4 protein-coding genes are annotated in these 16506 nt (G+C 64.3%); 2 read left to right on the forward strand and 2 right to left on the reverse strand.

Translation table 11 applies throughout. From position 1 onward, the window contains the following. Window positions 1-174: 174 nt before the first annotated feature. Window positions 175-1584, forward strand: coding sequence for an amidase (locus NKI21_RS27950; RefSeq protein ID WP_352868473.1), 1410 nt, complete (start codon window positions 175-177; stop codon window positions 1582-1584). A 281-nt stretch (window positions 1585-1865) separates the two neighbouring features. On the opposite strand, the gene NKI21_RS27955 is transcribed toward NKI21_RS27950, so the two are convergent. Both NKI21_RS27955 and NKI21_RS27960 read right to left on the reverse strand, forming a co-directional pair. Next, window positions 1866-3110: a M24 family metallopeptidase gene (locus NKI21_RS27955; protein ID WP_352442375.1), complete on the reverse strand. Its 1245-nt coding sequence runs from the start codon at window positions 3108-3110 to the stop codon at window positions 1866-1868. Window positions 3111-3177: 67 nt separating this feature from the next. Then, a complete protein-coding gene (locus tag NKI21_RS27960) occupies window positions 3178-3744 on the reverse strand; it encodes an invasion associated locus B family protein (protein ID WP_245273202.1) in 567 nt (188 codons plus the stop codon). A gap of 257 nt (window positions 3745-4001) precedes the next feature. On the opposite strand from NKI21_RS27960, the gene NKI21_RS27965 reads away from it, so the two are divergent. Further along, window positions 4002-16367, forward strand: coding sequence for an inverse autotransporter beta domain-containing protein (locus NKI21_RS27965; RefSeq protein ID WP_352868477.1), 12366 nt, complete (start codon window positions 4002-4004; stop codon window positions 16365-16367). Window positions 16368-16506: the final 139 nt, after the last annotated feature.

Raw genomic sequence — 16506 nt, forward strand, 5'->3', positions numbered from 1 at the left:
CAGCGCCTACAGAATCCCCCTCCACCTTGTGGGGAGGGGTTAGGGGTGGGGGTATTCGTAGGGCGAAAAGCTAGGTTTCTTGAGTGCCTTGGTCCCTCTCGACAGAGGGTGCCGGGAGGCGGCGCCAAACGTTGGCAAGATCAACGAACGACGTTGAAAAATTGGGAGAGAGACATGGTCACCGAAAGTCTGCTGAAAACCTATGCCGAGTCCGACGCGCTCGACCTGGCCGGACTGGTGCGGAGCGGCCAGGTTTCGCCGGCGGAGCTGGTCGAGGCGGCGATCACGCTGGTCGAGCGGCTCAACCCGGCGCTCAACGCGGTCATTCACCGCCTCTACGACATGGCGCGCGCCCAGGCCGAAACGGTCGACACATCAGCGCCCTTCGCCGGCGTGCCGTTCCTGCTCAAGGAGCTGGCCTCGTCCTGGACCGGGGCGCCGAACACCAACTCCTCATTCTACCTGAAGGACGTTGTCGCCGATTTCGACACCGAGGTCGTTCGCCGCATGAAGGCGGCCGGGCTGGTGCTGGTCGGCAAGTCGAACGCGCCGGAAAATGGCTGGTCGATCACCACCGAGCCGAAACTCTACGGTGTGACGAAGAACCCGTGGAAGGAAGGCATCACGCCCGGCGGCTCCAGCGGCGGCGCTGCCGCGGCCATCGCGTCGCGCATGGTGCCGATCGCCGAGGCCAGCGATGGCGCCGGCTCGATCCGCATCCCGGCCTCCTGCTGCGGCATTGTGGGCTTAAAACCGTCGCGCGGCCGTGTCAGCCTCGCGCCGTTCGGCGACTATTGGTATGGCGGCGCCTATTTTCTCTGCTGCTCGCGCACCGTGCGCGACACCGCGGCCTATCTCGATGCCGTTGCCGGCGCGCTGCCCGGCGATCCCTACACGCCGCCGGTTCCAGATGGCAGCTGGCTCAGCCTCTCGGCGCGAGCGCCAAAGAAGCTGCGCATCGGCTTTTCCGTCACGCCGGTGAAGGCGGCGGTGCTGGCGACCGTGGCGGCACTCGAGCGCCTCGGCCACCATGTCGAAGAGCATGACATGCCGCTCGACGCCAATGCTGTGTGGAAGACCTACACCAACATGACCTGCGTGCAGACGGCGGCGACGTTCGACTACCTTGAGACGGTGGTGGGGCGGCCGGTGACGCCAGGCGATGTCGAGGCGGTGACTTGGGCAATCATCGAGCGCGGCCGCTCGACCAGCGGCATCAGGCACATCTCCGATGTCGAGCAACTCAGGCAGGTCGGCCGCGACATCGTCGGCGACCTCGGCGCCTACGATCTCTTCATCACCCCGACCCTGACGCAGCTGCCGCGCCCGTTCGGCTATTACGACATGTCGGAAACAGACATCGACCGCTACAACGCCAAATGGGCGGACTCGGTGTTTGCCTTCCCCTTCAACATCTCCGGCCAGCCGGCGATCTCGCTGCCGCTCGGCTGGTCGAAAGGCGGCGTCCCGATCGGCGTGCAGCTGGTCGGCCGCTACGGCGACGAGGCGACGGTGCTGGCCGCGTCGGCACAGTTGGAGCAGGAGATGCCGTGGAGAGGGAGAAGGCCGGCGGTGAGTGGGTAGGTGCTGGGCACCGCGTGCGGCTTCGAGATCGGCCAAATCCGCCCATCGCTTCGTCATCCACGGGCGGAGCAAGGAGCGCAGCGACGCAGCGCAGACCCGAGGATCCATGCCGCGACTTCAAAGCGTCGCTACGATGAAGAGTTCTGCTCCGCTGCATTCCTCGGCCAAGGTCACGGCATGGATCCTCGGGTCTCCGCGACGGAGCTTCGCTCCTGCTCCGCCCGTGGATGACCAAGGTGGGGAGGCTTCGGCCAATCTCCAGCGTTCAGACTCAAAGCCGGCTATCCAATCCTCTCCAACCGTCTCGGCAGACGATTCATGGCAACAGGCCCGTCCGGTGTGATCAGGAACTGGTCCTCGAGATTGAAGCTGGCGAGGCGGTCTATGTAGAGCGGGATTTCGAAGGCCAGCACCATGCCGGCTTCGATCACGACATCGCTGTCGGCCGCAATGAACGGCCATTGCTCTGAGAAGACGGACTGGCCGACGCCATGGCCGAAATGGCCGCGGCGGTAGGTACGCAGCCCTTGCCGCGCCAGGCTGTCGGTGGCCACGCGATGCACTTGGGCGAGCGTGGTTCCCGGAACAAGGGATGCCAGCCCGTCGTCAAAGGTCCGCTCGGCGATCGCGTGCAGTTCGGCCTGCTCGGCGGATGGCGGTCCGAAGGTGAAGTTGCGCGACATGTCGGAGGCGTAGCCGCCGACCGTGCAGACCATGTCGCACTTCAGCGGATCGCCAGGCATGGCTTTCGCATCGGTGCTTCTGAGCCGGGCGCCGAGCGTCACATATTCGGCTGTGGCGACCGGATGGGACAGGCCGGCCGCGGCCGTGGCGACGCCTTGCCGATAGAGGGCAATGAGATCGGCCTGACGCATGCCGGCCATGGCATCGACCTGCAGCCGCTCCAGCCCGGCCTCCGACAGGATGATGCCTTGCTGCAGCAGATCGATCTCGCGCGGCGACTTGACGGCCCGCAGCCTGTCCAGCACGGTCGAACCGTCGACCATCGTGCAGCCCGGCAGCAGCGCCTGCATGGCGGAGAAATCAGCGGCGGGAACAAAATCGAGATCGACGCCGATCGTTGCGCGCTCGAGCCCGAAGCCGGTCAGGATCTGCTTCAGCTCATGGACGGAATTGGCCAACTCGAATGTAGCGGGCCGGGTAATGGCAGGCGTCCAGCCGGACGAGCCAAAGCCGGCCACTATGCGCCGCGCCAGCCCTTGCGCTGGCCTCGAGGCGTCAAACGTGGCGAATTCGATCCAGATCGGGTGGCTGCGGATGACGGCGTCGGGCAGAGCCAGTTGCAACTGTCCCGCATTGAAATCCGCCACCACCACGCCGATCGGCAGGCCTTGGCGGGCCGGGATGACGACGAAGCCGGCGCCGGCGCGCCGGAACAGTCCCGCCGGGCCGATCGAGGCGCCGGTCGCATAGTGGAAGGCCTCGGGTGCGCACAGCACCAGCGCCGCGATGCCCGCGCGCTTCATCAGTTGCGCCGCGCGCCTGCGATCGACAAAGCCTGTCATGATTTCCCCACTGTTCGAAGCGGCAACGAAGCACTCCGCGCATCGACAATCAAGCCGCTGACAGCAGCTACTTGATCGATTCCAGCTTGGCGACGGCGGCCGTGAAGCCAGCCAGCGACACCGGGATGGTGACCGGCTTGCGGGTGACCGATTCCATGCCGATGTTCAGATTGGTGCCGGACTTCATTGCCTTGATGAGATCCGCCGACAGCGGCGTGGCGGCATAAGCGCCGTTCTGGTCGCTGGTCTGGATGGCAATCGTCGTCTTCTGGCCCTGGTCGATCTGGAAGGAGGCGCCGGACGGCAGGAACAGGCCGTGTGGCAGGGCAAGCAGCATGGCGAGGCTGCCATTGCCGTTGTCGCGGCGCACGGTCACGGTCAGCACGCGCTGCCCGGTCTTGGCCTCGGTCAGGTTCTGCGAAACCTGGCACTGAAGCTCGCTGGTCGCCGAACCGCTGGAGCAGTTCACTGCCCATGGATTGGCATCGGCCGGTTTTGCATTGCTTTCAGCCGGCTTTGGCTGGGCCGGCTTGGCATCTTCGGCAAGGGCTGGGCCGGCGGCCAGACCAAGCCACAGGGCGGTCAGCCCCGCGGCCACGCCAAGTAAATTAGACTTCGCTAAAGTAGCTGTCATGTTATTTTGCCGGACGTCTTGCATGTTTCCTCACCGCGCCCGGTATTCTCCCGAGCACGGCTTGATACAACACCCGCGACTGTTTCGAAAGCTCGACCGGAGGCAAGAAAGCCGGCGAAATTACTGTGACCTTTCGGATACAGCGAACAATTTTACAGGGAGCTTTCAGAAATCGGAGCGCCCGAGACTCGCTATACAATAGAATTCGATTAAGGATTTACACGGGGCGCGTGTAGTCCCCGAAGGACTCGCCAGGGATGGGAACTACCGAGACTTCTCGGCAAGTTGGTGAGATAGCGGCGCGTGGGGAGGATTTCCACGCTCGCGCCGGCTATCGCCGTTCGCGAATCGCCAGGCATCTCTGGAAGACGACGGCGCTGACGACGCTGGCGCTCGGCCTTTCCGGTCTGGCGGCCCATGCCGATCCGAACGGCCTGTGGCAGCCGCAGATCCGCGCTATCATCGGCGCCGACAACAATGGCGGCAACGCCGCGCTCGAAGGTTTCATCCCGCTCAAGCAGACGGCCGAATCCGTGCTGTTCCTGGATGTCCGGGCCAAGCACGATTTCAAGGATGGTTTCGGCCAGGATGTCGGCCTCGGCATTCGCCGCATCGTCAACCCGGACCTGATGATCGGCGGCTACGCCTACCTCAACATCGAGAACTACAACTCCACCCAGTTCACCGCCGCCACGCTGGGCGCCGAGGCGATCACGCCTCATTTCGATGCGCATGTGAACGTCTATCTGCCGATCAAGGGCGATTCAACGGATCACTCGGCCAGCTCGACCCTGTCGATGGTCAGCAACCAGCTGATCGAGCAGATCTCGGTCATCGACCACCGCGACTACGCGGCGTGGGGCATCGAGGGCGAGATCGGTGCGCAGGTGCCGGTCGCCCTGCCCGACAAGCATTCGCTGCGGCTCGACATCGGCGGCTATCATTTCGAGGATCCGCATGGCGACGACGGCAGCGTCACCGGCGCCAAGGCCGGGTTCGAGTATACGATCGGCGATGTCTTCGGCAGCAACACGGAACTGGTCTTCGCCGGCGAGGTCCGCAACGACAATCGCGACGACACCCAGTTCGCCGGCAGTGTGCGGCTGAACATCCCGTTCAATCCTGGCAGCGGCTCGGACAATGCCGCCAATGGGGCCGACAACGGGGCCGACAACGGGGCGGAGCCGGTCTATCCGGTCAGCGAAGGCCTTCGCAAGCGCGTCAACGAACGGGTGCGTGGCGACATCGGCGTCCGCGTCCAGTCGCAGACGCTGACCGGCGGCACGACCACGCGCATCGCCATCAACGCCGCCACCAATGCCGCCTTCGGCAAGTTCTATTTCGCCGATGGCGGCCTCGCCGGCGCCGGCACGCTGGCCGACCCGACGACGCTGGACGACGCCGTGACCAAGTCGGGTGCGAACGGCTTTGTCGTCGCGCTTGGCGGCAACGGCAATCTGACGACCGGCGGCGTGACGCTCGCCAATGGCCAGACCGTCATCGGCGGCGGCGAAAGCGTCACCGCCAGGCTGTTCGGCGGCGGCACCAGCACCTTCAACCTGGGCGGCAGCGACGGCACGATCCAGGGCACCAACGTCGCCAACCCCGTCATCACGCTGGGCAACGGCAACACGCTCAACGGCATCACCATCACGGGCGGCGCCGACGGCATTTTGGGCAACAACATCACCGGCGCGACGCTGACCAATGTGACGGTCACCGGTGCGGGCGGCAACGGCGCCGACTTTACGGGCAGCTCGACCGGCATCACCGGCTCCAACTTCACCGCCACCGGCAACGGCCTCGATGGCCTGCACATCGACGGCGACGGCACCTACAATTTCACCGGCACGACGCTGCTGCAGGGCAATCTCGACGACGGTCTCGATATCACCGGCAAGGGCACCTACACCTTCGCCACCGTCAATGCGCAGGACAATACCGACCGCGGCATCACCGTGCAGGGCACCTCGACCGGCGGGACGTTCACCACCACCGGCGGCACAATATCGGGCAATGGCGGCACCGCCGTCTTCATCGATCCGATCACCGCTCATGTGGTGCTGGACTCGATCAGCCAGAGCGGCGGCACGTCGGGTGTCGTGCTCGAGAATGTCGCGGGCAGCTTCACCGTCAACGGTGCGACGACGATCTCCGACACGACCGGACCGGCGATCGCCATTTCGGATTCGCCGGCGACGATCCGCTTCGGCGACATCAGCATCACCAACCCCGGCGCCGACGGCATCTCGTTTGCCGGCGTCAATGCGGCGGTGGTCGCCGGCAACATCGTCATCTCCGGACTGGGTGTCGGCACCGGCCTCGACTTCTCCGGAGCCAGGACCAATTTCACCGCCCAGTCGCTCAACATCACCGGCACCGGTGCGGCCGGCTCGATAGGCATCGACCTGACCTCACCGAGTGTTGGCGGGGCGGTCATCACCATCACCGATGGCGGCGTCATCACCAATGTCGATACCGGCGTGCGGCTGGGCATAGCCGGCACGCCGGGGGCCACGGCCAACGCCGAATTTACCTTCGGCGGCGATTCCAGCTCCATCTCCGGCATCACCGCCTCGCTCGATGCGCGCGGGCTCAATGAGGGCAGCGGCCACTACGCCTTCGGCACGACACAGTTTACCGGCCTGCAACTTTACGATCTGCGCAACTATATCTTCGTCGCGGCCGGGGCTTCGGGCGGCGGCACGTCGATCACCGACCTCGCCTCGATCGATTATGCCGACAGCATTACCGCCAGCGACGCCATCATTGTGCTGGTCAACCGCGGGACAATCGACGACGCCACCGGCTTCTCGCTGAGCGACGGACAGGAACTGGCCTCGTTCGGCAACGGCCGCGAGTTCTCGCTCGGCGGGGTGCCGTTGAATGTCACCGGCACCAACGTCCATCATGACGAATCCATCTCGGATTCCGCGGGCGCGGCAACGCTGACCAGTTCCGGCGGCGGCGATGTCGTGACGCTGGGGAACGGCAACACGTTGCTCGATTTCAATATTTCCGGTGGCGCCGCCGCCGGCATACACGGCCTGGGCATCAATGGCCTGACCGTCCAAGGCGTGACGGTCAGCAATGTCGCTACCGGCCTCTTCCTCGATGGAGTGACCGGTACGGTCTCGGTCGACGACCTGACCGTCCAGACCGCATCTCAAACCGGCATCGCGCTTGTCGGTTCGAGCGCGACCGTCAATTTCACCGGCAACACCAAGATCACCAACGCCACCAGTGCCGCGCTGTCCACCAACAATTTCGACAGCATCGCCACCTTCGACGATCTCGACATCACCGGCGGCGGCGTAGGCATAGGCATCGTCGGCGGTTCCAGCGGAACCTTGACCTTCGGGGTCGGGAGTTCCATCGCCAACACGAGCAGCAACGCCTTCTCCATCAGCAACTCGACGCCCAACGTCACCTACAACGGCACCATCAACCAGACCGCTGCTACCAGCGCGGTGACGATCTCTGGCATGAGCGGCGGCAGCGCCACGTTCGGCGGAGCGATCACCGCCAGCACCGCCACCGCCTTCGCGATCAACCTGAGTGGCAACACCGGCGGCACAATCAAATTCACCGGCGGGCTGGATCTGACCACGACGATCGGCACCGGCTTCAGCGCCACCGGGGGCGGCACGATCACAGTCGCGGCCGCAGGCACGGAGCAGATCACCACCGGCACCGGCCACGCGATCTATCTCGACGGCGTCACCATCGGCACCGGCGGCATGGCGTTCGACAGCATCACGACAGGCGTCGTGGCAGCCACAGCGCTCAATTTCAATGCCGTCTCGGGCGGCCAGTTCCTGGGTGGCAATGTCACTATCGGTGGCACCGGTGCCGGCATCAACGGCGTTGCAATCAACGCTTCGTCATCGACCTTCACCATCACCAATTTGGTGACGACCAATGTCGCGGGCACCGATGTCAGCCTGACCAACAACACGGGCTCGATCACGATCCTCGGTGGCACCATCACCAATTCGGGCGTTGGCGACGGTGTCGTCATTTCCGGTGGCAGCGCGACAATCGGTGTAGCAGCCAACATATTCAGCTCGGCAACCGCGCCAGGCACGGCGGTCAAGGTCGACGGCACCACCGGCGGCTCGGTGACCTTCAGCGGCAGCATCACCTCGACCGGCACCGGCAATCTTTTCGCGATCGGCTCGTCGCTGCCCCCGGTCGGCGGCGCGATCAGCTTCATCGGCTCGACGCTGTCTGCGACGGGCGGCGGTGGCGCCGTCGTCACCGGCCTTGCCGGCACCGCGACGCTGAACGTCACAACTCCGCTGTCGATCACCGGCGCGACGGCTACTGGCCTGGCCGTCGCCAATGTCGCCAGCACCGCATCGGCGACCTTCGGGGCGGTGACCGTGTCGGGCGCCACGGGCAATGGCATCGACATCACCAACAATGCCGGCGCCGTCACCTTCGGCACCACCAGCGTGACGATGGGTTCGACCGTCGGTCCAGCCGGCATCAACTTCGCCCTGACCAATGCCGATGTCACATTTGGAACAACAAATGTGACGATGGGCTCCGGCGCCAACCAGACCGGCATCGACTTCAGCGGTTCGTCAACGACAGCCGATTTCGGCGTGACGACGATCACCGGCACCGACGACCTGACCTCGCGCGGCATCGACCTGTCGTCGACCATCGGCAACAAGACCATCACCTTCCTGCAGGGCTCCAGCATCTCGAAGGTCGGCGTCGGCGTCGAACTGTCGTCCGGCGGCACAACGGCGACGTCGGCCAACGCCAATTTCACCTTTGGTGATGGCAATGCGGGTGACGGGCTGGAATCCTTCATCAGCGCGACCACCGGCGGCTACACAGTCAACACGATCGGGCTCGATCCGACGCTCGGCAATTATGATTTCGACGATGTCACCTTCTCCGGTCCCGCCCATCTGGCCAGCGCGGTCGGCGCGGTCGTCATGATTTCCCAGGACGGTGGCATCGTCCACGCCAACACGGACGGGCTCAGCGCCGACGTGACCACGGTCACGGCCGCCCAGGCCGATGCCATGACCGGCACGCAGACCTTCGCCTTCGTCGGCACCGTCGATCTCAGCGGCACGCCGTTCACGCTCGATTCGGGCCAGTCGATCACCGGCTTCGGCAACGGCAGTTCGATCCTCACCTCCGGCACCATCCAGCCGATCAATGTCCAGGGCAATCTCGGCGCCACCGGCGGCAACGTCACCGGCAATGAGGGCGTGGTCAAGAGCACGGGCGGCGATACCTTGCAGCTGCTCGGCAGCAACCAGGTGCGCGACACCGCGTTCGACTTCAGCGGCGGCAGCGGTTCGGTCTTCACCATCGACCAGAATGCTACCGGCTTCAGCAATGTCGGCGGCATCGTCATCCAGGGCGTCACGGTCAGCAATGTCGCCACCGGCCAGACGGCGTTCAAGGTTGCCGGCCTCGACAGCAATTTGTCGATCACAGACAACAACATCAACGTTGCCGGCACGCTGCTCGACGTCGATGGCGGCGCCGGCAACATCACGGTCACGCGCGGCACCTTGCCCAACAGCGGACCGGCTGGCACGCTGACCGGCGGCGGCATCTCGATCGCCAACCGCAGCGGTGGTACGGTCGATTTCACCGACAAGGTGACGGTCGGCGGCAATGGCGTCTCGCTGACAGGCAATGCCGGCTCAACGATCACCTTCGCCGATGTCGACATCACCACGAACGACGTGACAGCGTTCAGCGCCACCGGCGGCGGCACGGTCAATGTCGTGACCGGCACGATCAACGCCACCAACGCGCAGGCGGCGGCGCTCGACGGCATCACGGCCGGTATCAACTTCGCCTCGACAAGTGCCACATTCGCTTCCGGCAGCGGCGTCAACCTGCAGAACCTCAGCGGCACGGCAAGCCTCGGCACCGGTACGCTGACCAACACCGGTTCGGGCACGTCGTTCAATGTCGGCTCGGGGACCGCAGGCAGCGGCGGCAACGCGACGATTTCCTATGGCGGCACGATCGCCAGCAACGGCACGGGCGCCGCGGTGTCGATCCAGAGCATGACCGGCGGCTCGGTGACGCTGTCGGGCAATCTCACCGATACCAATGCGGCAGCCGGTGGCAACATCGTCGTTGCCGGCAACGACGCGGCCGCGATCACCTTCTCGGGCACCAGCAAGGTGATCAGCTCGGGCGCGACGGACGGCGTGAGCTTGGGTATCATTGGCAATTACGCTTCAGCCGTCCCGGCACTCAATACCAACAGCACGATCGACTTCACCAATGGTGGCCTTGCTATAACGACAATGACCGGGGCGGGCTTCGTCGCAATTGGCGATTTAGGCCCGGCTGGCGCAACCTCCACCATCATTACCGTCACCGGCGCCGGCAACAAGATCAATGCCGGCAGCGACGGACTTGTGGTGTATGGTGCCAATGTCGGCAGCGCCGGCATTACCTTCGACAGCATCTCGGCGGACTCCACGATCCCTGCCCTTCCCGGCGACCCCGGCGGTGCCGGCGTGACGCTGTTGGGCGCCAATCTCGTCGGGGATGTCAACATCGGCGGCCTGAGGGATACTGGATACACCGGCGCCTGGCTGTACGCCCTGAGTGGCACCGGGGAGGTCAACTTCACCGGCACGATCGATCTCGACGTCCAATATGCCGGGTTCGATATCGGCGGTCCCGAGGTTGGCACCGTCAACATCGCCAATGTCGCCGGATCCACCCTGACCATCGATGGCGGCCAGTTCGGCATCATACAGAGCTCGCAGGGCGGGACCGTCAACGTCGGCGTCAACGGCAGCGCCAGCATCACGAACACCACCCTCTCGGCTATCAGCCTCGGCGGCGGCAATGACCTGGCCTTCACCACGCTGACCTACAAAGGTTCGATCACGGTCGGTGCGGGATCGGTGATAAGCGCCAGCGGCGATGCGACCCGTCTGAACATGAGCGGTTCCGTCGTTTCCACCACGTCATCGACGGCCTTCGACTTCTTTGGCCATGCCGAAGGCATATACGATATTTCGAGCACCATCGATCACAGCGGTGGCGAGGGTGTCGCCATCGGCGGCTCGGCCAACGGCACGGTCACCTTCTCTGGTACGTCGAAGATATTCAACACCGGCGCCAACGATGCCATCGTCAAGGCACCGTCGTACGTGATGGACCCGCAGACCAAGGGCACGCTCAACTTCACCAATGGCGGCCTCGTCATCACCACCAGCAGCGGCGCCGGCTTCACCGCCAGCACCTTCGGTTCGGGAACAGTCAGTGTCACCGGCGACGGCAACACCATTACCACCACGAACGGCGGCACGGCGCTGAAGCTTGGCGACGCGACGGCGGTCGTCGCCGGGGCGAAAGGCGCGACGGTCGGCGCCGGTGGTATCAAGTTCGATACGATTTCGACCAACGGTGCTGCGACCGGCATATCGCTCAACAATGTCAGCGGCGGCACCCTCAATCTCGGCGCGGTCAACCTGCAGGGCGTCACCACGACCGGCGTCCAGGTCTCTGGCACGCTCGGCTCGACGCTGAATTTCGCCAGCCTGACCATCGGGCTCAATGCCGCCAATGCGGTCGGCCTCGACCTCAACGGCGCGGCGCTCGGCGCGAGCAACATCACCGCGGACGATTTTGATGTAGACGGCGGCGGCTTCGCCGGCACGATCGGAATCGACATGGCCGGCACCACCGGCACGGGCACCATCCAGCTCGGCGACACCGTCAACAACAATCCGGCCGGCCAGAAATCGACTATCGCCAATGTCGGCTATGGCGTGCAGTTCTCCAGCACCACCAACGCCAGGCTGGTGTTCGGCGACGGCGCCGGCCCGGCCGAGTCGTCGATCGCAACCACCGGCGGCCAGGTCATCCACACCACCGATAGTTTGCCGACCAATGGCGACTACAATTTCAACGACGTCAATTTCACCGGCGACGTTTCCAACCTGTCATCGATCAGCGTCTACTACGTCACCGAAGGCGGCACCGGCGACGGCAGCCTCGCCAATCCGGGCAGTTACGCGGGCGCACAGGCTTCCACGGCCAACGTCGTGGTGCTGATCGACAAGAACGTCAACGGCGCCCAGGAAACCATCGACCTGAGTGGCACCACGTTCAACCTCGATGACGGGCAGGTGCTGCTCGCCTTCAAGAGCGGCGACGCGGCGGTCGATGTTTCGCAGCTCGGTGTCGACACCAGCAGCGGCGCCTCCGCCGCGTTCCACTTCACCACGGTGCAGAACTCGCCGATCATTTCGGCGCCGGGGGGCATCGACACGCTGCGGCCGGTCCTGCAGAGCAACAACGCCACGCAGGTCATTAACCTGGCGACATCAGGCAGCGGCATCTTCACGGGCGGCATCCAGAACCTGATCGTCAGCAATCTCGGTTCCGGTGCGGGCGTTGCCGCCAACGCCACCGGCGCCTCCAGTTTCTTCGTCAGGAACAACACCATCGCCGCCGGCGGCAACGCGCTCGATTTCTCTATCACGGGAGCTCCGGCCAATACGCTTCTGCTGTCGATTGACGGCAACACGCTGCAATCGACCGGCTCCGGCCTCGCAGCGTCCTTCGCCGGCCAGAACATCAATGCGACCGACAATTCAATTGCGATCAGGTCGTTTGCCGGCAACAAGGTGACCGGCGGCGCCGGCAGCGGTGGCATCGCCTTCAACAATGTCCGCTTCGATTCCGACGGCGCCGGCGGCACGGTCAGCGCCGGCACGCTCGGTATCGGTAACCCAGGCGCTCGCGTCCAGGGCAATGGCCTCAGCTTCACCAACACCAGCGGTACCCTTGATCTGGGCACGCTCAGCCTTGCCAACAATGGCGGCACCGGTGTCATCGCCAACACCAAGACCACCAATTTCACGCTGAACAACAGCGGTGGCGTGGTCACCACCAACAACGGCGCGGCATTCGATCTCGATCCGCTGACCGTCAACATGACGTTTGCCACCGTCAGCGCCCTAGGCGGCGCCAGCGGCATCATCTTCGACGGCGTCGCCGGGACCTTCACCGTCACCGGCGGGACAAGCATCACCAACACGACGGGCTTCGGCATCGATGCCATCAACACCAACACTGGCACCTTCAACTTCAACACGGTGACGGTGAACAATGTCACCGTCCCCAACACAGGCGGCGGCATCCGAGTCCAGACCGGCACGCTCAACGTCACCGGTCTCGCCAACATCGACACGACCAGCGGCGTTGGTCTCTCGCAGGCCGGCGGCACAACCAGCTTCACCAATGGCGTCACCATCGACACCACCGCCGGCACCGGCATTCTCGCCACCGGCGGCACGATGGGCATCACCGCTACGGCTGCCGCCCAGACGGTGAACGCAACCGGCGGCACAGCGATCAATCTCTCCGGTGTCGCCGCCACCATCGCGCTCGATTCGACCTCGTCGGCCGGCGGCGTCAACAATGTCAGCCTGACCAATGTCAGCGGAGCGCTCAATCTCGGCACCGGCGCGCTCAGCGGGGCGACGGGCGCGTCGTTCAATGTCGTCGGCGGTACGGCTGCCGTGAGCTATTCGGGCACGGTCAACAATTCGGGCGCATTCAGTCCGGCGCTGAATGTCCAGAGCCGGCTTGCCGGCGCCGGCCTCGTCGCACTGAGCGGCAATCTGACGGCCAGCGGGCTGGGCGTATCGCTGAACAACAATGCAGGCGGCACGGTGACGGTGTCCGGCGCCTCGAACAGCTTTACCGGTGGGGGCACCGGCATATCGATCACCGCCAATACCGGCGGCACCTACAACATCAGCGGCGCCAGCTACGCCATCGGCATGAGCGGCGGCGGGCTTGGCGTCGATATTGCCGGCAACAGCGCCCCGGTGACGGTCAATTTCAACGGCGGCGGTCTGGCGATCGTGACCTCGGCAGGCGCCGGCTTCAATGCCACGGGCTCCGGCACGGTCAGCGTCACCGGCGTGGGCAACTCCATCGCCACGGGCACCGGTGTGGCGATGAACCTGAGCGGCGTCACCGTCGCGGCCACCGGCATGAATTTTTCCTCGACCAGCAACGGCGCCGGCGGCAACAGCGCCGTCGTCCTCACCAACGTCATCGGGTTGGGGACGATCAATCTCGGCACCGGCACGCTGGTCGGCGGCAGCGCGGCAACCATCGCTGTCAGCGGCGGCACCGCCAACCTCAACTATACCGGCAATGTCAGCCAGGCGAACAATGCCACCCTGGTCAGCGTCGCGGGCGGCCACAGCGGCACGCTCAACTTCGCTACCGGTACGCTGTCGGCGACGAACGGCACCGGCCTGCAGTTCGACAATGCGGACGGCATCTACAGTTTCGTCGGCACGACGACGCTGAATGGCGGCAATGCCAGCGTCGACATCCTCAACGGCTCGGGCGGCACGTTCAATTTCGGCACCGGCACCTCGATCATCAGCCCCAGCGGCACGGCGTTCAACGTCAATGGCGGCACCGCCACCGTCACCTATGCCGGCACGATCACGCAAGCCACCGCCGGCCAGCGCATGATCGTCGTCGCCGACACCGCCGGCGGTTCGGTGAATTTCACCACCGCCGTGGCGAACGGGCTCAACGACACCGGCGGCACCGGCATTGTGATCGACGGGGCGGCGGGCAGCGTCACCGTCAACAATGCCAGCCTGACGGGCACGGCCGGCATCACCATTCTCGGCGATTCGACCAACAATGCGACCGGCACCTACACTTTCAACAATGTCGCCATCCAGACCGACGCGGGGGCTGCGAACAATGCCTTCGTCGTCGATGGCGACCAGGGCACGCCAGGCAATGACGACGTCAGCGCGGTCGTCAACCTGAACAATGTCGACATCACCAATCCTGGCGGCAATGTCGCCAACATCCGCGGCATGGCCGGCGGCTCGGTCAATTTCGACAGCGCCAGCACGATCACTCGCAGCGATGGCGGGCTGGGCATTGCCGTGCTCAGCAACGCCGGCGGCACGATCAACTTCGGCGGCGCGGTCAAGACGCTCTCGACCGGTGTTAATGCCGCCGTCATCCTGACCAGCAACCCCGGCGCGACCATCAGCTTCACCAATGGCGGGCTGATTATCAACACAACGAGCGGCGGCGGCTTCAGCGCCACGGGCGGAGGGACGGTGACGGTGCAGGGCACCGGCAACACGATCACCTCCGGCACAGGCACGGCGCTCAACGTCGTCAACACGACGATCGGTGCCAGCGGGCTGAATTTCCAGAGCATTTCGGCGAATGGCGGCACCAACGGCATCGTGCTCAACAATACGGGCTCGGCTGGATTGACCGTTACAGGCGTCGGCACCACCGCCGGCTCGGGCGGCACTATTCAGAACACAACCGGGCGCGGCGCCAGTTTCATCAGCGCGAGCAACATCACGTTGAAGAACATGAATTTCACCAATGCCGGCACCGACGATCTCGATGCCGACAATTCGGGGCTTTCGACCGGTGACAACCTCGCGACCAACGCGGCCATCCACCTTCAAAACGTCTCTACGGCGACGCTGGACCGGATCGCCATTTCGGGCGGCGCCGAGCAAGGCATCAACGGCAATACTGTTTCGAACTTCACGCTCAGCAACAGCAGCATATCGAATGCGGGCAATGGCGCGGACGAAGACGGCATCCATTTCTACAACATGTCCGGCACCAGCGCGGTCACCAGCACCACGATCACAGGCAGCGGCGACGACAACTTCCAGCTGCAGACCCAGTCCGGCACGCTCGCACTGACGATTTCAGGCGGCAGCTCGACCGGCGCCGTGCTTGGCAGCGGGTATCTGTTCGGCATCCGTGGAACGTCGAACGCCACGATCAACTTCTCGGGTGCCAATTCGAGCAACAACTTCAGCGGTGGAATCGTCGCCGATGCGTTCGACAGCTCCACGATGAACCTGAACGTCATCAACAGCACGTCGAGCAGCAACAACGATCAGCTGTCCGTCAGCGCCGGGGACAACAGCGATGTGAGCCTCGTCGCCACCGGCAACACGCTGAGCAGTACGGCCACGGGCGACTTCGTCGTGGTGAGCCTACTCGGCTCGGCGTTCGACAACGGCTTCACTTTTGACGCTCGAATTGAAAACAACACCATCACGGTCGCAAACGGGCTGACAGCTGATGGCATATCGGTAATCAATGCCGGCGGCGGCGCCATGCGGGTCGGGATCAAAAACAACACCATCGATTATGCCGGCTCGCAACGCGCCATCCTTGTCCAGACCGGACAGGACGGCGCCGGCAGCATCCTGGCCCAGATAACCGGCAACGCGATTGACATCAAACTGGATGGCGCCGGAAATGCAGTCGCTGGCATTCTCGTTCAGTCGGGCATCACGTCGCCGACGGGAGATGGTTCATCCATCGATTTGAACATAGGCGGCGCCGGCGCTCTGGCCAACACCTTCACGCATTCGCTTGGCGGCACCATGGCGGCCGGCGACATCCGGGTACGTCAACGCAACAACGGGACGATCAACCTTAGTGGCTATGCCGGGGCCCCCACGGATCTGGCCGCCGCCATCGCCTATCTGAACAGCCGCAATACAGTTGTTTCTGCATCAACTGCGACGGCCGACTCGACCGGATTTACCGGGCTCGCCACGCCGCCGTTCCCGTGATGACGACGCTGATGAGGTAGAAAGGCCACCACTCGGCCGGTTCAGTGCCGTGATCTTGGTGCGATGATCTACAGCCTTGGATGTGTACTGTCTTCCTGCGCCTCTCGTTATTTAAATACTGTCTATTATTTTATAAAGT

This window comes from Mesorhizobium sp. M0715 (assembly GCF_040320355.1).
GTDB lineage: Bacteria > Pseudomonadota > Alphaproteobacteria > Rhizobiales > Rhizobiaceae > Mesorhizobium.